This window comes from Dyella agri, from assembly GCF_044904705.1.
Classification (GTDB): domain Bacteria; phylum Pseudomonadota; class Gammaproteobacteria; order Xanthomonadales; family Rhodanobacteraceae; genus Rhodanobacter_A; species Rhodanobacter_A agri.
In genome coordinates, this window is the sequence record NZ_JADIKL010000001.1 from 328,032 (window position 1) to 344,892 (window position 16,861).

The window sequence follows — 16,861 nt, forward strand, 5'->3', positions numbered from 1 at the left end:
TGTGCACACTAACGTGCAAGCTCCGATGTACAAGGCTGCGCACTAAGGCGCAGCCTCGATCACGCCGCCCGGCCGGGCAGGCAACGCGCCCGGCGACACCACGCAGCGCAGGATGAAGACATGACGCATGCCAGCGCAGACGCCGCACAGCCCCACTCCACGGGGACGCCGGGACGCGAGGCGACCCGCCGGCTGCCGCGGCTCTCCTTTGGCGGCGCGCCGATCGGCAATCTATATGCCGGCGTGACGGACGCCGACGCCATCGACACGGTGCAACACGCCTGGCAACTCGGCGTCAGCCATTTCGATACGGCGCCTTACTACGGCTACGGCCTCAGCGAGACCCGCCTCGGCACGGCGCTGGCGGGTATTCCACGCGCCGACTACAGCTTGTCGACCAAGGTCGGCCGCCTGCTGCTGGACGCCGACGACAGCCAGCCGGCGCCCGACGACGGCTTCGCGGTGCAGGGACGGCAGGCCGTGTTCGACTACAGCCGCGACGGCATCCTGCGCTCGGTGGAATCCAGCCTGCGCCGGCTCGGCACCGACCACATCGAGATCCTGCTGTTGCACGACATCGGCGCGCTGACCCACGGCGCGCAGCATCCAGCCGTCCTGCGCCAGGCGCTGGACGAAGCGCTGCCGACCATGGCCGAGTTGCGCAGCCAGGGCGTCTGCGGCGCCATCGGCCTGGGTGTCAACGAACAAGAGGTGTGCCTGCAGGTGATGCCGGCGTTCGCGCTGGACGTCGTCATGCTGGCCGGCCGCTACACCTTGTTCGAGCAGGGCGACAGCGCGCAGCTGATGGCGGAAGCCGTGCGGCGCAACGTCGCCGTGATGGCCGCCGGCCCGTACAACTCCGGCCTGCTGGGCGCCGACGACGCACCCGGCGCCACCTACAACTACGCCCCGGCCGATGCCGCGACGCGTGCGCGCGCCCAGCGCTACTACGAGCTTTGCGGGCGTTTTGACGTCACGGTCGGCGCCGCCGCGCTGCAGTTCCCACTGGCCCATCCCGCCGTCGCCACCGTGGTGTGCGGCCTGCGTTCGCCCGTGGAAGTCGACAGCGCCGTGCAACGCATGCACGCCCCCCTGCCGCCCGCGCTATGGGACGGACTGCGCCAGGCCGGCCTGCTCGACGCCAGCGCGAGTACGCCATGCAGCTGATCGACGCCCACCAGCACTATTGGTGCGTGGATCGCGGCGACTACATCTGGCTGCATGACGCGCCTGTTTCGCTGCAACGCGACTACCTGCCCATCGACCTGCAAGCGCAGCGCAGCGCCGCCGGCGTGGCCGGCAGCGTGCTGGTGCAGGCGGCGGCGAGCGAAGCGGAAACGCGCTACCTGTTCGAGCTGGCCCGCACCGACCGCAGCATCCTCGGCGTGGTCGGCTGGGTGGATTTCGAGGCGCCGGACGTGGCTGCGCGCATCCACACGTTGGCGCGCGACGGCGACGGCCTGTTGCTCGGCCTGCGACCGATGGCGCAGGACCACCCCGATCCCGACTGGCTGGCACGCCCGGAACTCGACGCGGCCTTCGATAGCCTGCAAGCGCACGATCTCGCCTTCGATGCCCTGGTGCGTCCGCCGCAGCTGCCGGCGTTGCAGCGCCGGCTGCGACGCGAACGCGAGCTGCGCGTGGTGCTCGACCATGCCGGCAAGCCGGACATCGCGCATGGCCACTTCGACGCCTGGGCCCAGCCGATCCGCGAGCTGGCCGAGCTGCCCAAGCTCTGCTGCAAGTTCTCCGGCCTGCTGACCGAGCTTGCGCCCGGCGCGCCGACCAACGCGCTCGATCCGTATGTCGAGCATCTGTTTGCGAGCTTCGGCCCCGGGCGCCTGATCTGGGGCAGCGATTGGCCGGTACTCACGCTGCGCGACAGCTATGCGCACTGGCTGGAACTGGCCCGCGCGTTCGCGCAACGGCACGCCCCCCACGCGCTGGAGCGCATCTTCAGCCGCAACGCGCTGGCGTTCTACCGGCCGCGACGCGCACCCGATTTCCCCGCTTCTGCAGGAGCCCCCGCATGAACCACCTCACCGTCCACGGAGCACGCCCATGAGCGCCCGGCTGCAAGGCAAGCACGCCCTCGTTACCGCGGCCGGCGCCGGTATCGGCCGCGCCACCGCCCTCGCTTTCGCGCGCGAAGGCGCGGAGGTGCTGGCCACCGACATCGACGCCGCGGCGCTGGCCAGCCTCGCACAGGAACAACCGGCCATCCGCACGCAGACGCTGGACGTCACCAGCAACGCCGCCATCCGTGCGCTGATCGAGGCCAACGCGCCGTTCGACGTGCTGTTCAACTGCGCCGGCTACGTGCACGCAGGCACCATCCTCGACACCGACGACGACGCCTGGCAGCGCTCGTTCCGCATCAACGTGGACGGCATGTTCTGGCTGTGCCGCGCGGTGCTGCCGGCGATGCTGGAGCACGGCCGCGGCAGCATCATCAACATGTCCTCGGTGGCGTCCAGCATCAAGGGCGTGCCCAACCGCTTCGCCTACGGCACCACCAAGGCCGCGGTGATCGGCCTCACCCGCTCGATCGCCGCCGACTACGTGGCGCGCGGCGTGCGTTGCAACGCGATCTGCCCCGGCACGGTGAAAACACCTTCGTTGGCCGATCGCGTGCGTGCGCTGGGCGGCGACGAGCAGGCGGTGTGGAAGAGCTTCACCGACCGCCAGCCGATGGGCCGCCTCGGCACGCCGGAAGAAATCGCCGCACTCGCGCTGTATCTCGCCTCCGACGAATCCTCCTTTACTACCGGCACCACCCACGTCGTGGATGGCGGCTGGTCCAACTGAGCACGGGACACTTCCATGAAACTCGTCCGTTACGGCGCACCCGGCCAGGAGCGGCCCGGCCTGATCGACGCGCAGGGCAAGCTGCGCGACCTCTCCGCCCATGTCGGCGATATCGATGCCGGCGCGCTGGTCCGTGCCGGCCGCGCGCGGCTCGCGGTGATCGACCAGGCCTCGTTGCCGGAAGTCGCCGGTACGCCACGCTACGGCGCGCCGGTGGCGCATACCGGCAAGATGATCTGCGTGGGCCTGAACTACAGCGACCACGCCGCGGAGACCGGTGCGGCGATACCTGAGCAGCCCATCCTGTTCATGAAGGCCACCAGCGCCATCATGGGGCCGAATGATGACGTGATCATCCCCAAGGATTCGGTCAAGACCGACTGGGAAGTGGAACTCGGCGTGGTGATCGGCGACACCGCGCGCCATGTAAGCGCCAAGGACGCGCTCAAGCACGTCGCCGGCTACCTGGTGGTGAACGACCTCTCCGAGCGCGCGTTCCAGCTCGAACACGGCGGCCAGTGGACGAAAGGCAAGGGCTGCGACACCTTCGGCCCGATCGGGCCTTGGCTGCTCACTGCCGACGAAGTGGCCGACCCGCAGGACCTCGCGCTGTGGCTGGAGGTGAATGGCCACCGCTACCAGCAGAGCAACACCCGCAACATGATCTTCGGCGTGGCCGAACTGGTGAGCTACATCAGCCGCTACATGAGCCTGCAGCCCGGCGACATCATCAGCACCGGCACGCCGCCCGGCGTGGGCCTGGGCCAGAAGCCGCCGGTATATCTGCGCCCCGGCGACGTGATGGAGCTGGGCATCGACGGCCTGGGCCGGCAGCGCCAGCGCACGATCGCCTACGACGACGCGGTGTCGGCATGAACCATGCGACCCCCGCTTCTGATGCTCGTGCTGCGCGCGTCGTCGCGCTGGACACGCTCGACGTGCGCTTTCCCACCTCGCGCGAACTGGACGGCTCGGATGCAATGAATCCCGACCCGGACTATTCGGCCGCCTGCGTGATGCTGCGCACCGATCATCCGGGCCTGTGCGGCTACGGCTTCGTGTTCACCATCGGCCGCGGCAACGACGTGCAGACCGCCGCGCTGGCTGCGCTGGCCGAGCATGTCGCCGGCCTCTCCGTCGACGCCATCGTCAGCGACCTCGGCGGCTTCGCCCAACGCCTCGTCGGCGATTCGCAACTGCGCTGGCTCGGCCCCGAGAAGGGCGTGATGCACATGGCGATCGGCGCGGTGATCAACGCCGCGTGGGATCTCGCTGCACGCCTCGCCGGCAAGCCGTTGTGGCGCTACATCGCCGAGCTGTCGCCGGAGGAAATCGTCGCCGCCATCGACTTCCGCTACCTCAGCGACGCACTCACGCGCGACGAGGCGCTGGCTATCCTGCGCGCTGCCGTGCCGCACCGGCAGCAGCGCATCGAACAGTTGCTGGCCGAAGGCTACCCTGCCTACACCACCTCGCCGGGCTGGCTGGGCTACAGCGACGAAAAGATGCAGCGGCTGGCCCACGAAGCGGTCGCCGACGGCTTCCGCACGATCAAGCTCAAGGTAGGCCTCAACGCGGCGGACGACGTGCGGCGCTGCCGCCTCGCGCGCGAGACGGTCGGCCCGGACATTGCCATCGCCATCGACGCCAACCAGCGCTGGGACGTGCCCGATGCCATCGCGTGGCTGAAGCAGCTCATCGCATTCGACATTGCCTGGATCGAGGAGCCGACCAGCCCCGACGACATTCTCGGCCACGCGGCGATCCGCCGCGCGGTCGCGCCGATGCCGGTTTCCACTGGCGAGCACACCCACAACCGGGTGATGTTCAAGCAGCTGTTCCAGGCTGGAGCGGTGGACCTGGTGCAGATCGATGCAGCCCGTGTGGGCGGCGTCAACGAGAACCTGGCGATCCTGCTGCTGGCGGCCAAGTTCGGCGTGCGCGTGTTCCCGCACGCCGGCGGCGTGGGCCTGTGCGAACTGGTGCAACACCTGGCGATGGCCGACTTCGTCGCGATCACCGGCCAGAAGGAAGACCGCGCCATCGAATTCGTCGACCACCTGCACGAGCACTTCATCGATCCGGTGGTGATCCGCGAAGGTCGTTACATCGCGCCTTCGGCACCGGGCTTTTCCGCGGAGATGAAGGAAGCCTCGCTGCGCGACTACGCCTTCCCGCATGGCGTGGTGTGGCAATCCTGATCAACTGGAGCAGCGTGATGAACCTGCCGTACCGCCTCGTGAAATCCGCCCTCGCCATCGCGCTTGCCTCGGCCTGCGCCATGGCGCACGCCGCAGCGCCGGCGAACACCGGCACGCATCCGGTCACGGCAATCCAGGACACCGAGACACCGGCGCAGCGCGACGCACGCATGGCCTGGTGGCGCGCGGCACGCTACGGCATGTTCATCCACTGGGGCGTGTACTCGGTGCCGGCGGGCGTGTGGCACGGCAACCCGGTAGACGGCGCGGGCGAATGGATCATGCACGACGCGCGCATCCCGGTGGCCGAATACAAGCAGCTGCCCGCGCAGTTCGACCCGACCCGGTTCAACGCCCACACCTGGGTGTCGCTGGCCAAGGCTGCGGGCATGAAGTACATCGTGATCACCGCCAAGCACCACGACGGCTTCGCGATGTACGACTCGAAGGCGAACGCCTTCAACATCGTCGACGCCACGCCGTTCAAGCGCGACCCGCTGCGCGAACTGGCCGACGAGGCCAAGCGGCAAGGCATCAAGTTTGGTGTCTACTACTCGCAGGATCAGGACTGGACCGCTCCGGGCGCCGCCGCGATCGGCGGCCACTGGGACAAGGCACAGGACGGCGACTTCGCCACCTACCTGCACACCAAGGCGATCCCGCAGATCAAGGAACTGCTGACGAAGTACCACCCCGCGGTGCTGTGGTTCGACACCCCCACCAGCGAGATGACGCCGCAACTGGCTTCCGAGATCGTGAAGCTGCTCAACCAGTACCCGCAGCTGATCTGGAACAACCGGCTGGGCGGCGGCTATCCGGGCGACACCGAGACGCCCGAGCAGCGCATCCCGCCGCAGGGCTTTCCCGGCAAGGACTGGGAGACCTGCATGACGATCAACGACACCTGGGGCTACAAGTCTGCCGACACCGGTTTCAAGTCCACCTCGGTGCTGCTGCACAACCTGGTCGACATCGCCAGCAAGGGTGGCAACTACCTGCTCAACGTCGGACCTGACGCGCACGGCGTGATCCCGGCGGCCGAGGCCGAACGCCTGCAAGCCATCGGCCAGTGGCTCAAGGTCAACGGCGAATCGATCTACGGCACTGCTCCCACGCCGTTCGCCGACCCGCACGGTAGCTACTCGGCCACGCAGAAGGATGCCGACGGCAAGCCCGTGTGGGTGCCCACCTGGGATTGGCGCGCCACCCGCCGTCCCGGCAAGGTCTACGTCCATCTGTTCGAATGGCCCGGCACTTCGTTCCACGTCGCCGACGCCAACGTCCACGCCACCGGCGCCTACCTGCTGGCCGATCCGAAGCACACCCCGCTCAAGTTCACCCAGCATGGCACCCGACTCGAGGTGCAGTTACCGGCCAGGCCGCTCGATCCGAACGACACCGTGCTGGTCGTCACGACCAAGGAATGACCCCTCCGCGGCGCCAGATCGCTACTGACCCGCGTCCGGATCCACCGCATCGCAAGCGGCCAGCGCTTCCGTGAGCGAGAAGATCGCGCGCATCGGCACCCATTTCTCGCCCGGCCTCGCCCAGGGCAGGCGCTGCTGGTAGCGGTCCATCAGCTGCTCCCACGCCTGCACCCGTGGGTCGGCGGCGTCCGCAGCCTGCTTCCCCGCGGCGTCGTAGCCGTCGGGCACCTGCACCGCCATCACCAGCCGGTTGCCGGTGCGGAAGATCTCCATGTCCTCGATGCCGGCGGCGCGGATCGAGGCGACGATTTCCGGCCAGACCACGCCGGGCCGGTGCCAGCCCTCGTACTCGGCGATGGCCGCCGCGTCGTCGCGCAAATCCAGGGCGTAGTAGCGACGCGGCATCAGGCACCCGCCTTTCCGCCACGCGGCAAACGCCGCCAGGCGAACCACATCACCACGACGAAGCTCAGCGCCGGCACGCTCAGCGCGCGCGCGATGCCGGCCCGGTCGGACACCGCGCCCATCGCCGCGGTCAACACCGCGCCGCCGATGATGGTCATCACCAGCAGCGCCGAGCCGAGCTTGCGTTCGTCGTCGTCCATGCCCTCCACGCCCAGCGCGAAGATGGTCGGGTACATCACCGACATGAAGAAGCTGCAGGCGACCAGCGCGCAGGCGCCGCCCATGCCCGGATACAGCAGCGCGTACAGGGTCAGCACCACGTTGATCGCGGCGAACGCCAACAGCAGGCGCACCGGCGCCAGGTAGTTCATCAGCGCCGTGCCTACGAAACGGCCGGCCATGAAACATCCCAGGGCCGCGAGGATGAAGTTCGCCGCCGTGTGCGCCGAGGTACCGGGCATCGTCGCCTGCACGTAGCGGATGGTGTAGCTCCACACGCCGACTTGCGCGCCCACGTAGAAGAACTGCGCCGCCATCGCACTGGTGAAACCGCGGTCGCGCAGCAAACGCGCCAGCGCGCCGTCGTGCCCGGTGGCGCGCGTGGTCAGCACATGTGGCGCGGCCACCGCGGGGAAGCGCATCACCAGCACCAGCACGGCCCAGGCCAGCACCACCAGGCCGATGCAGAGGTAGGGCCACTGCACCGCATGCGTCGCCGCCGTGTAGTAGGCGGCGCGTTCGGCGGCGCTCATCGCGGCCAGTTGCTGAGGCGTGTGCTCTACGCCCGCCAGGATGTAATGCTTGCCGATCAATACACCGGCGATCGAGCCCAGCGGGTTGAACGCCTGTGCGAAGTTGAGCCGGCGCGCCGCCCCTTCGCGCGGTCCCAGCACGGTCATCAGCGGGTTCGCCGAGGTTTCCAGGAAAGCCAGTCCGGTGGCGATCACGAACAGCGCGAACAGGAACATGCCGTAGGTGCGCAGCTCCGCCGCCGGCCAGAACAGCAATGCACCCGCGCCATACAGCACCAGGCCCACCACCACCGCCTCTTTATAGCCGTAGCGGCGCATGAACATCGCCGCAGGCATCGCCACCAGAAAATAGCCGAGGTAGAACGCACTCTGCACCAGCCCGGCCTGGAAATCGTCCAGCACGAAGGCCATCTTGAATTGTGCGATCAGCACGTCGTTGAGATTGTTCGCGGCGCCCCACAGGAAGAACAAGCCCACGATCAGGAACAGTGGCAGCCAGCGCTGGATGCCTTGCGGTGCAGCGTTGGCCGGCGTGGCCGGATATTCCGTCGTCATTCGTGCATCCACCCCGATCTCCCGTTGCAGCTCGCGCATGCCGGACACGGCAGTGCAAATATGAAACAGTTATTCACCAGCGCAAAGACGCGCTGCAACATACCCTCACACATGACGACTGCCCCGGCATGCGGCAAGCTAGCTGGATCATGACGAAACCCGCTCCCAAATACCGCGCCCCGGCGCTAGACAAGGGCCTGGACATCCTCGAGCTGCTGGCCAGCGCGCACAAGCCGCTCAGCATCGTGGAAATCTCCGAAGGCGTGGGCCGCTCGCGCGGCGAGATCTTCCGCATGCTGCAGGTGCTGGAAGAGCGCGACTACCTGGCTCGCGCCGAAGGCGACGGCGGCTACTGCATCACGCCGCGGCTGTTCCGCCTGGCGATGGAGCAGCCACCGGTGAAGAGCGCCATCGAGGCGGCCCTGCCGGTGATGCACCGGCTCGCCGAAACCACCGAACAGGCCTGCCACCTGGTGGTGCCGTCGCGCGACCAGATCGTGGTGATCGCCCGGGCCGACCCGCCGGGCGAGATCGCCCTGGTGGTGCGCATCGGCCACCGTCGCCCGATGTCCCAGTCCACCTCCGGCCACGTGCTGCTGGCCTTCCAGGACGAACAGGTGCGCGAGCACTGGCTGGACATCATCGCCAGCCAGGAGTCCGATCTCGACCGCAAGAAGCTGATCCGCCAACTGGCCCAGGTGCGCAGCCAGGGCCATGCCTGCGCACGCAGCCACGTGGTGGATGCAGTCACCGATATCTCGGCGCCCGTGCTCCAGCATGGCCGCGCCGTGTGCGCGCTCACCGTGCCTTTCATCGAGCAGCGCGCCTCGGCGCAGACGCGGCAGCGCACCGTCGAGGCGTTGTGCAAGGCCACGGCCGAGATATCCGACGTCTTGCATTACGGTACCGCTACGCAACGACGATGAACGGATGCGGGACGCCGGCAGACGGAGTCCGCCAACCTGGTGCGCGGACAGTGCATGATCTCCGCCGCAACCCTGTCCCCCTCAGGAGCTCCCCCATGAACCAGCCCGCCCTGTCCGCCCTCGCGCTGGCCTGCGTCGCCGGAATCGCCCTCGCCGCACCCGCCGGCGCGGCGACGCCCGCCGCGAGCGGCGCCGACATCACGCTGTACCGCAGCGACAGCGCCGCGCTGTACGCGAGCAGCGGCGACGGCAATGTCGACGATGGCTACGCCGTGATTCGCGAGCAACGCGCGCTCACGCTCAAGCCCGGCCTGCAGGACGTTACCCTGGGCAACCTGCCCGACCATCTCGATGCCGAAGCACTGGCGCTGGGCTTCCCCGGCGGCAATGCGAAAGTGGTCTCGCAGCGCCTGCTGCTGGGCCAGGGCACCAGCGCCGCGCTGACCGGACTGATCGGCCGCGAAGTCAGCGTACTGGGCGACAGCGGCCAGACGCTCGCCACCGGCACCTTGCTGCGAGCGGCCGACGACGGCTTGATGATCGGCAGCGCCACCGGCACCAGCTGGATCCGCCAGTACGCCGGCGTGCGCGTCAGCAGCGGCGACTTCCCTACCGGCTCCAGCCTGCGCCTGCGCATCGACGCGGCCCGCGGCGGCGACACCGAGGCGGCGCTCAGCTACCCCACTGCAGGCCTCGGCTGGCGCGCTGCCTATGTCGCCACGCTGCAGCCCGGCGATGGCTGCCGCATGCGGTTCGAATCGCGCGCCAGCATCGCCAACCGCAGCGGCCGCGACTGGCACGACGCCAAGCTCACCTTGATCGCCGGTGAGCCGAACTTCGCCAAGGCCTCCGGCCCGCGTCCGGTGATGATGATGGCGAAGGCCAACAATTTCGCCGCCGCGCCGATGCCGCAGCAGGCGCAGATGGACAACTACCGCAGTTACACCCTGCCCGCGCCGGTGAACCTGCCCGACGGCAGCGTCAGCCAGGTGCCGCTGTACGCCACGCGCGACGTGAGCTGCGAACGCATCAACCTCGACGAAAACGGCGGCACCTGGATGCCGCCGCAGCCCATGGTGGGCCGCGACTTCAACGGCGGATCGGGCACCGGCAACATCGTCAGCACGCTCAAGCTCACCGCCTTCGACAGCCTGCCCGCGGGCTACCTGCGTGTGCTCGCGCAGGACAGCCACGGCACGCCGCAGTTCATCGGCGAAGGCCGCATCGAGGACACGCCCAAGGGCGGCGACGCCACCATCACCCTGGGCAGCGCGTTCGATCTGCGCGCCGAACGCGAGCGCACCGCCTTCCACGCGGATCAGACCGGTCGCACGCTGGACGAAGCCTTCCGCATCACGCTCACGAACGCCGGCGACAGCACACGCACCGTCACCGTGCGCGAACATCCCAACCGCTGGCGCGAGTGGCAGCTGGCCTCGTCCAGCCAGAAGCCCAGCAAGCAGACCACCGACACGCTGGAGTTCCGCGTGAACGTGCCAGCCAACGGCAAGACCGTGCTGGACTATGCCGTGCACTACAGCTGGACCGCGGACCAGCATCCGCAACCGTAATCGAGGACCATCCCATGCTCGAAGTCATCCAGCACGACGCCATCGCCGAGATCCAGCTGGTGCGCCCGCCGGTCAACGCGCTCAACCTGGAGCTGTTGCAGACGCTGCGCTCGGCGCTGGCCGGCGCCATCGACGGCGGCGCGCGCGGCATCGTGTTGTCCGGCGTACCCGGCATGTTCTCCGCCGGCGTGGACGTGCCCGCCCTGCTGCGGGCGGATCGCGACAGCGTGTACGCCTTCTGGCACGAATTTTTCGTCACTGCCTCCGCACTGGTTTGCTCACCGGTACCGGTGGTCGCCGCGATCACCGGCCACAGCCCCGCCGGTGGCGCAGTGCTGGCACTGATGTGCGACTACCGCGTGATGGCGCAGGGGCCGTACAAGATCGGCTTGAACGAGGTGCAGGTCGGCCTCATCGTGCCCGACTGCATCCAGCTCGCGCTGCGCCGCGTGGTAGGTGCGTACCGCGCCGAACGCCTGCTGGTCGCCGGCGCGATGATCGACGCGCAGGAAGCGCTGGCCTGCGGCTTCGTCGACGAGACCACCGGCATCGACCAGGTGGTCACCCGGGCTTGCGTCTGGCTGGACGAATTGCTGGCGCGCCCCCCGCACTCCCTGCTCGCCACGCGCCGCATCGCCCGCGCCGACCTGATCGACGTATGGGCCGATGTGAATGCACTGCCGATCGCCGACTTCGTCGAGGGCTTCTACCACCCGCAGGCGCAGGCCACGCTACAGGCCCTGGTGGCAAGGCTGGGTAAGAAGGGCTGACGCCGCGTGCCTGCCGCGCGCCTCAGTGCGCGCGCGGCAGCTGCAGCGTGACCTTGCCATCCTTGCCACGCGCGGCGATCACGCCCGCATCGGTGATCAGTTGCACCACCAGCGGCCGCGCGGCAGCCGGCCAGCGGCCCTCGCGACCGGCGATGCTCACCTTCACCGTGTCGCCCTGCCGTTCTGCGCGGTAGCTGGTGAGGCGGTATTCGCCATGGCGATAGCCGTAGCCGTCGCCCGCATCCTCATACAGCGTCCCCTGCGCCTGGCCGCGCGCGTCCAGGCTGACCAGCAGGGTCAACGGCTGGAACGAGTTCTCGTTGCTGTCCTGCACGATCCGCCCCAGCGGCACGATCGCGCCGCCGCGCACTTTCAAGGTCGCCTGCAGCGGGTCGGCGCGATCGCCGTCGACCAGCGATACGGTGCGCCAGATGCCTTGCGGCAAGGCCGGATGCTGCGCGAACGCCGGCACCACCAGCAAGTCGTCGCCGAGCAGAAAGGCCTGCTGCTCGGCACGCAACTGCGGATCGCGCGGATCGGCGAAGAACACCGGCCGCATCACCGGCACGCCGTGCACCGAGCTCTGCCGGAATAGCGTGTAGAGATAAGGCAACAACCGGTAGCGGCGCTCAATGGCGATGCGTGCCGTCTGTTCCACTGCCGGCCCGAACGCCCACGGCTCCTTCTGCTGCGGCGCCTTGATGGTGTGCCCGCGTGAGAACGGATAGAACGCACCCACCGCGATCCAGTTCGCCCACAACCCGGGCGTGGCCACGCCGCTGAAACCACCGATGTCCGGACCGCTGAACGGCTGGCCGGACAGGCCGAGGTTGATCGACATCGGGATCGACAGCTTGAGGTCGTCCCAGGTCGAGGCGTTGTCGCCGGTCCAGGTGGCCGCGTAGCGCTGGCCGCCGAGGAAGTTGGAGCGCGTCAGCACGAACGGCCGCTTGTCCGGGTTCGCCGCCTGGATGCCTTCGCGCGTGGCATGCACCATCAGCATGCCGTACACGTTGTGGTATTCCAGGTGCGGCCCCGGCACCAGTTCGCCGCCGCCGCGGTGGCGGTTGTCATCCGGCATGGTCTGGCCATCGACGTTGAACACCGAGGGCTCGTTCATGTCGTTCCACACGCCATCCGCGCCCTGCGCCATGAAGTCCATGTACAGGTCCGACCACCACTGCTGCGTCTGCGGCCGTGTGAAATCGGGAAAGACCACCGCACCCGGCCACACCGTGCCGCGGTAGTCGTGATCCTGCGCATCCTTCACCCACACATCCTGCGCGGTACCGCTGTCATACACCTTGTAGCCGGGATCGATCTTCACGCCCGGATCGATCATCCACACGCTATGGAAACCGCGCGCGTGCAATTCGCGGTTGAGCCGCTTCGGGTCGGGGAAGGTCTTCGGGTCGAAGCTGAACACCCGGAAGCCGTCCATGTAGTCGATGTCCATCCAGATCACGTCGGCCGGGATGCGGCGTTTGCGGAATTCGTCGGCGATCTGCAGCACGCGCGTATCGGGCGTGTACGACCAGCGCGACTGCTGGTAGCCCAACGCCCAACGCGGCGGCAGCGGCATCGTGCCGGTGAGTTCCGCCAGCCCTTTGAGCACGGCTTGTGGCGAGGCGCGGTCGATCACGATCACCGGCATCGCAGGCCCGCTAGACTCGAACACGATGTCGCTGCCAGTGGCCAGCGTGGCGCGCCAGGTGGAATCGAACAGCACGCCGAACGCGCTGCCGTCCGGCCGCACGCCCAGCACCCACGGATGCGACTGGTAGAGCCGCTTGCCATCGTCCTTGGCGTACTCGAAGTTGTCGGTGTTCCACAGCGTGATGCTTTCGCCATTGCGGCGCAGCGGACCGGTGACCTCACCGGTGCCGTACAGGTCGGCGCCCTGCGGCACCGTCACGGTGACGCGGGTCTTGCCGTCGTGGCGATCGAAGCGCGGGCGGATCGGCCAGTCCGCGGGCACTGCACCTTCGGCCTCCGGCGTGCGCAGCAGCGCCAACGAATGCGGATAGGCCGTCACGCCCGGCGGCAAGAAGGCGGCGATACCGTCACCGATCCGTTCGGCCGTGACCTGCGTCGTTGCGGCAGGCGGAACGGGTGCTGTCGTGGCCAGCGTGGCGCCGGCGAACAAGCCCAGCGCGAAGGCGGTCTTCGGCAGCAGTCTCGACATGCGGCGCCTCTCGATTCCGTGGGGACGCCGGCCAGCTTAGAGCCTGTTCACGATCCCCGCACAGTCGAAGGGCAACGACGAAGCCCGCTCAGGGCTCCCAGATCATGTGCACGTCTGCTCGCGCGTAGTGCGAGCCAGCGCGCGGCGCGGGGTAATGGCGGAAGCCGACGCTTTCATACAGCGCCAGCGCAGGTCCGAGCAGGCGGCTGGATTCCAGGAACAGCTCGCGTGCGCCGAGCGTGCGGTACAGGCCCAGCGCCGCGTCCATCAACAGGCGACCGACACCACGACCACGCGCCTCGGGCGACACCGCCATCTTGGTGAGTTCGTAGACGCCGCCGCCCTCATGCTTCAGCGCAACGGTGCCGAGCGCACGCTCCGCCTCGTCGACCGCGAACAGGATGTGTCCGCCCTTCGCGAGAATGTGCTCTTCAGGGTTCCCGAGCACCTCGCGGTCGTAGTCCTCCACCACGAACCAGTGCTCCAGCCATTCGATGTTCAGCGTGGCGAACGCCTCGCGCCAGCGCGGGTCGTAGCCGACGATGCGGATGCCATGGGATTTCGTGGTCATACCCAGCTCCGCCGCTCACGCCCCACCCGTCGCCACCGGCCGCGAACGGTCGCTGACCCAGCCGCTCCACGACGGCGCATACAGGCGCGAACCGGCGAGCCCCGCGTGTTCCATCGCCAGCAGGTTGTGGCAGGCGGTGACGCCGGAGCCGCACATGTGCACGACTTCGGCCGGTGTGCGCGTGCCGAGCAAGTCTAGGAATTCGTGCCTCAACTCCGTTGCCGGCTTGAAGCGGCCGTCAGCGGCGAGGTTGTCGGCAAACGGACGGTTCAACGCACCGGGCACGTGGCCGGCGACCGGATCGAGCGGCTCGGTGTCGCCGCGATAGCGCGGCGCGGCGCGAGCGTCGAGCAGCAACGGCGCGGGCGTAGCATGCAGCGCGGTGTGGTCGAGCAGCACCTGGGCAGGATCGAACGACAGCGCAGCCGTGGTCGCCGCGCGTTGCGGCACGGCGGTTTCCGTAGGCAGGCCCGCTGCCTGCCACGCGGCATAACCGCCGTCGAGCACGGCCACGGCGTATTCACCGGCGAGGCGCAGCAGCCACCACAGCCTTGCGGCCGCGAGCGCGCCGTTCGCCGCGTCGTAGCACACCACCTGCAGGCCCGGCCGCCAGCCCCAGCGAGCCAGCACGGCGGAAAACGCCGCCGCAGACGGCAGCGGATGGCGGCCCAGGCCTTCCGGCTGGCGCGAGAGGTCAGAGAGATCGGTGTCCAACTCCGCATACACCGCGCCCGGGATATGGCCGGCCAGGTAATCGCGCCGCCCCTTCGCGGGATCGGCGAGGTCTTTGCGGCAATCGACGATCAGCACTTCGTCTGGCGGCAAGGCGGCGAGTTCGGCCGCGGAAATCAGCGTGGTCTTCATGCGCGTCCCATCCTCGTCAGCAGATTGAGCAGGATCGCCGCGGTGGCGCCCCAGATGCGATGCCCGCCGTGCACGAACTCCACCATCTCGCGCTGGTGGCCACGGTATTCCATGACATAGCGGCGCAGGTTGGCCGGTTCAAGGAAAAACGCCAGCGGCACCTCGAACACCTCGGCCACTTCCGCGGGTGCGGCGCGCAGTTGGGCGTTCGCGGCGATGCACGCCACCACCGGCGTGATGCAATAGCCGCTGATCGTTTCGAAACAGTCGAGGTAACCCAGCGGCGTCACCAGTGCGCGGTCGAGGCCGATCTCCTCCTCGCTCTCGCGCAGCGCGGTGGCCAGCGCGTCGGCATCGCCCGGATCCGTGCCGCCGCCGGGAAACGCCACCTGGCCTGCGTGCGACTGCAGGTGATTGGTGCGCACGGTGAGCACCAGCCGCGGTTGCACGCCTTCGCGCAGGCCGATCAGCACCGCCGCGGGCCGACGCTGCGTGTTACCCAGCAGCTCGCTCATCTCGGCGTGGTTCCAGCCTGGCGCGCCGGGTGGCGAGGACAGTGGCCGCAAGGCCTGCAACAGCGCATCGTTCATGGATGCGCACGCGCGGGCAACACCTCGCGCATCACGCGCAGCCGCTCCGCTTCGCTCATGCCGCGCCAGCGGCCGATCTCCTCGATCGTACGGCGGCAACCGATGCAATAGCCCTGGGAATCCAGCCGGCAGATGCCGATGCAAGGCGTGGCGGGGGATGGTGGTTCGGCGGGCGATTCGTTCGACATGTCCCACCATTTTAGAGCCTGCTTGATATCTCCGCATGGCTCGCGTTGGCTGCCAGGTGGCCGTAGCCCACCGGCCGGCAGATCAAGCCGCGTGCAGGCGCATGGCGGCCGCGGCAAGGCGACCCGAAGGGCCGGGTCTTTCCCTGGTCTGCGCGCAAACAGCTCCCGGCGCGGGCCATGCGGAGGTATCGAACAGGCTCCCGACGGCAGGGTCCCGCGCGATCAGGGCGAGTCCTGCTCCGCCGAGGGCGGCTTGATCGCCAGCAGCTCGATATCGAACACCAGCGCCTCGTTCGGGCCGATGCGCGGCAGCATGCCCTCCTTGCCGTAAGCCAGCTGCGGCGGGATCACCACCTTCCAGCGGTCGCCCACGTGCATGCGCGGGATCACGTCGCGCCAACCGGAGATCACATGGTCCACGGCGAAGCTCACTGGCGCGCCGTGCGCCCAGGTGCTGTCGAACTCGGTGCCATCCACCAGCATGCCGCGGTAGTTGATCACCACCGTACTGGTCACCGTGGGGCTGGCCGTGCCGTCGCCCCGCTTGATCACGGAATACTGGATGCCGGAGGGCAGCTGGACCACGCCGGGCTGCTTGGCGTTGCGCGCCATGAACGCGACGCTCTTGCGCGCATTGGCCTCCGCGACTTGCTCGAACTCGGCTTGCGCATCGGTACGCAGCTGCTGGTTGAAGGCACTCAGCTGCTGGTGCATCGCCTGCATCGACACGGTCGGCGGCCGCTTGTTGTAGGCGTCCTGGATCGCACGCTGCAAGGTGGCGATGTCGATCTCCGGGATGCCGGCCTGGGTGCGGCTATCGATGAACTGACTGCCGATCTGGTAGCCGATCGCATAGGAGAGCTTGGACTTGTCCAGCTTCACCGGAGCCGCCGGCTGCGGACTGGTCTGCGCATGGGCCGCGCCGGCCAGCAGCAGGCAGGGCAGCAGCCAACGCAGTCGTGTCATGCCGTTCTCCATCGCGACTCATGCCTCGCGCCGCATGCCGCGGCCGCTCCGGGATACCACATCGTAAGGGTTTCGCTTGGCG

General features: G+C 68.5%; 15 protein-coding genes and 1 pseudogene. 9 read left to right on the forward strand and 7 right to left on the reverse strand.

The features are described 5' to 3' along the window. Window positions 1–120: 120 nt before the first annotated feature. The 6 genes from ISP14_RS01400 to ISP14_RS01425 are packed head-to-tail and all read left to right on the forward strand — an operon-like array spanning window position 121 to window position 6,436. Window positions 121–1,167, forward strand: a complete 1,047-nt coding sequence (locus ISP14_RS01400) for an aldo/keto reductase (RefSeq protein WP_404535462.1) — start codon at window positions 121–123, stop codon at window positions 1,165–1,167. Next, entirely contained in the window at window positions 1,158–2,033 is an 876-nt protein-coding gene (locus ISP14_RS01405; protein WP_404535465.1) for an amidohydrolase family protein, read from the forward strand. The genes ISP14_RS01400 and ISP14_RS01405 overlap by 10 nt, the downstream gene beginning before the upstream one ends. A 28-nt stretch (window positions 2,034–2,061) precedes the next feature. After that, on the forward strand, window positions 2,062–2,808 hold the full coding sequence (locus tag ISP14_RS01410; RefSeq protein ID WP_404535468.1) for an SDR family oxidoreductase: 747 nt from the start codon (window positions 2,062–2,064) through the stop codon (window positions 2,806–2,808). A 15-nt stretch (window positions 2,809–2,823) separates the two neighbouring features. Beyond that, window positions 2,824–3,684, forward strand: a complete 861-nt coding sequence (locus ISP14_RS01415; protein ID WP_404535471.1) for a fumarylacetoacetate hydrolase family protein — start codon at window positions 2,824–2,826, stop codon at window positions 3,682–3,684. Next, a complete protein-coding gene (locus tag ISP14_RS01420; protein ID WP_404535474.1) occupies window positions 3,681–5,009 on the forward strand; it encodes an enolase C-terminal domain-like protein in 1,329 nt (442 codons plus the stop codon). The genes ISP14_RS01415 and ISP14_RS01420 overlap by 4 nt, the downstream gene beginning before the upstream one ends. After that, window positions 4,997–6,436 carry an alpha-L-fucosidase gene (locus ISP14_RS01425; protein ID WP_404535477.1) on the forward strand — a complete coding sequence of 480 codons (1,440 nt, stop codon included), beginning with the start codon at window positions 4,997–4,999 and terminating at the stop codon, window positions 6,434–6,436. Before ISP14_RS01420 ends, ISP14_RS01425 begins: the two co-directional genes overlap by 13 nt. Window positions 6,437–6,457: 21 nt before the next feature. Here ISP14_RS01425 and ISP14_RS01430 read toward each other — a convergent pair whose 3' ends face one another. Both ISP14_RS01430 and fucP read right to left on the reverse strand, forming a co-directional pair. Continuing rightward, window positions 6,458–6,841, reverse strand: a complete 384-nt coding sequence (locus ISP14_RS01430) for an L-rhamnose mutarotase (protein WP_404535480.1) — start codon at window positions 6,839–6,841, stop codon at window positions 6,458–6,460. Beyond that, complete coding sequence (fucP, locus tag ISP14_RS01435; protein WP_404535483.1) at window positions 6,841–8,148, reverse strand: L-fucose:H+ symporter permease; 1,308 nt, start codon at window positions 8,146–8,148, stop codon at window positions 6,841–6,843. Before fucP ends, ISP14_RS01430 begins: the two co-directional genes overlap by 1 nt. Window positions 8,149–8,297: 149 nt before the next feature. Between fucP and ISP14_RS01440 the strand changes: the two genes are divergently transcribed. The 3 genes from ISP14_RS01440 to ISP14_RS01450 all read left to right on the forward strand — a co-directional run bounded on the left by ISP14_RS01440 (window position 8,298) and on the right by ISP14_RS01450 (window position 11,415). Further along, the gene (locus ISP14_RS01440; protein ID WP_404535486.1) at window positions 8,298–9,074 is read left to right on the forward strand and encodes an IclR family transcriptional regulator; all 777 of its coding nucleotides are present in this window, start codon (window positions 8,298–8,300) and stop codon (window positions 9,072–9,074) included. A 95-nt stretch (window positions 9,075–9,169) separates the two neighbouring features. Next, window positions 9,170–10,645: a DUF4139 domain-containing protein gene (locus ISP14_RS01445; RefSeq protein WP_404535489.1), complete on the forward strand. Its 1,476-nt coding sequence runs from the start codon at window positions 9,170–9,172 to the stop codon at window positions 10,643–10,645. Between the two features lie 14 nt (window positions 10,646–10,659). Beyond that, window positions 10,660–11,415, forward strand: a complete 756-nt coding sequence (locus ISP14_RS01450; RefSeq protein ID WP_404535492.1) for an enoyl-CoA hydratase/isomerase family protein — start codon at window positions 10,660–10,662, stop codon at window positions 11,413–11,415. A gap of 22 nt (window positions 11,416–11,437) precedes the next feature. Here ISP14_RS01450 and ISP14_RS01455 read toward each other — a convergent pair whose 3' ends face one another. The 5 genes and pseudogenes from ISP14_RS01455 to ISP14_RS01475 all read right to left on the reverse strand — a co-directional run bounded on the left by ISP14_RS01455 (window position 11,438) and on the right by ISP14_RS01475 (window position 16,779). Then, complete coding sequence (locus tag ISP14_RS01455; protein WP_404535495.1) at window positions 11,438–13,600, reverse strand: TIM-barrel domain-containing protein; 2,163 nt, start codon at window positions 13,598–13,600, stop codon at window positions 11,438–11,440. Window positions 13,601–13,688: 88 nt separating this feature from the next. Further along, the gene (locus tag ISP14_RS01460; RefSeq protein ID WP_404535498.1) at window positions 13,689–14,171 is read right to left on the reverse strand and encodes a GNAT family N-acetyltransferase; all 483 of its coding nucleotides are present in this window, start codon (window positions 14,169–14,171) and stop codon (window positions 13,689–13,691) included. A gap of 15 nt (window positions 14,172–14,186) precedes the next feature. Continuing rightward, window positions 14,187–15,035, reverse strand: a complete 849-nt coding sequence (locus ISP14_RS01465) for a sulfurtransferase (protein ID WP_404535501.1) — start codon at window positions 15,033–15,035, stop codon at window positions 14,187–14,189. Continuing rightward, window positions 15,032–15,813, reverse strand: a pseudogene (locus tag ISP14_RS01470) (CoA pyrophosphatase). Before ISP14_RS01470 ends, ISP14_RS01465 begins: the two are co-directional and overlap by 4 nt. 222 nt (window positions 15,814–16,035) lie before the next feature. Continuing rightward, window positions 16,036–16,779, reverse strand: a complete 744-nt coding sequence (locus tag ISP14_RS01475; protein ID WP_404535504.1) for an FKBP-type peptidyl-prolyl cis-trans isomerase — start codon at window positions 16,777–16,779, stop codon at window positions 16,036–16,038. Between the last annotated feature and the right edge of the window lie 82 nt (window positions 16,780–16,861).

Excerpts from the sequence above, each read along its gene's own strand:
- ISP14_RS01420 (WP_404535474.1), top strand. The coding sequence starts at position 3,681 with ATGAACCATGCGACCCCCGCTTCTGATGCTCGTGCTGCGCGCGTCGTC.
- fucP (WP_404535483.1), bottom strand. The coding sequence starts at position 8,148 with ATGACGACGGAATATCCGGCCACGCCGGCCAACGCTGCACCGCAAGGC.
- ISP14_RS01415 (WP_404535471.1), top strand. The coding sequence starts at position 2,824 with ATGAAACTCGTCCGTTACGGCGCACCCGGCCAGGAGCGGCCCGGCCTG.
- ISP14_RS01430 (WP_404535480.1), bottom strand. The coding sequence starts at position 6,841 with ATGCCGCGTCGCTACTACGCCCTGGATTTGCGCGACGACGCGGCGGCC.
- ISP14_RS01460 (WP_404535498.1), bottom strand. The coding sequence starts at position 14,171 with ATGACCACGAAATCCCATGGCATCCGCATCGTCGGCTACGACCCGCGC.
- ISP14_RS01410 (WP_404535468.1), top strand. The coding sequence starts at position 2,062 with ATGAGCGCCCGGCTGCAAGGCAAGCACGCCCTCGTTACCGCGGCCGGC.
- ISP14_RS01455 (WP_404535495.1), bottom strand. The coding sequence starts at position 13,600 with ATGTCGAGACTGCTGCCGAAGACCGCCTTCGCGCTGGGCTTGTTCGCC.
- ISP14_RS01475 (WP_404535504.1), bottom strand. The coding sequence starts at position 16,779 with ATGACACGACTGCGTTGGCTGCTGCCCTGCCTGCTGCTGGCCGGCGCG.
- ISP14_RS01450 (WP_404535492.1), top strand. The coding sequence starts at position 10,660 with ATGCTCGAAGTCATCCAGCACGACGCCATCGCCGAGATCCAGCTGGTG.
- ISP14_RS01405 (WP_404535465.1), top strand. The coding sequence starts at position 1,158 with ATGCAGCTGATCGACGCCCACCAGCACTATTGGTGCGTGGATCGCGGC.
- ISP14_RS01440 (WP_404535486.1), top strand. The coding sequence starts at position 8,298 with ATGACGAAACCCGCTCCCAAATACCGCGCCCCGGCGCTAGACAAGGGC.
- ISP14_RS01465 (WP_404535501.1), bottom strand. The coding sequence starts at position 15,035 with ATGAAGACCACGCTGATTTCCGCGGCCGAACTCGCCGCCTTGCCGCCA.
- ISP14_RS01445 (WP_404535489.1), top strand. The coding sequence starts at position 9,170 with ATGAACCAGCCCGCCCTGTCCGCCCTCGCGCTGGCCTGCGTCGCCGGA.
- ISP14_RS01400 (WP_404535462.1), top strand. The coding sequence starts at position 121 with ATGACGCATGCCAGCGCAGACGCCGCACAGCCCCACTCCACGGGGACG.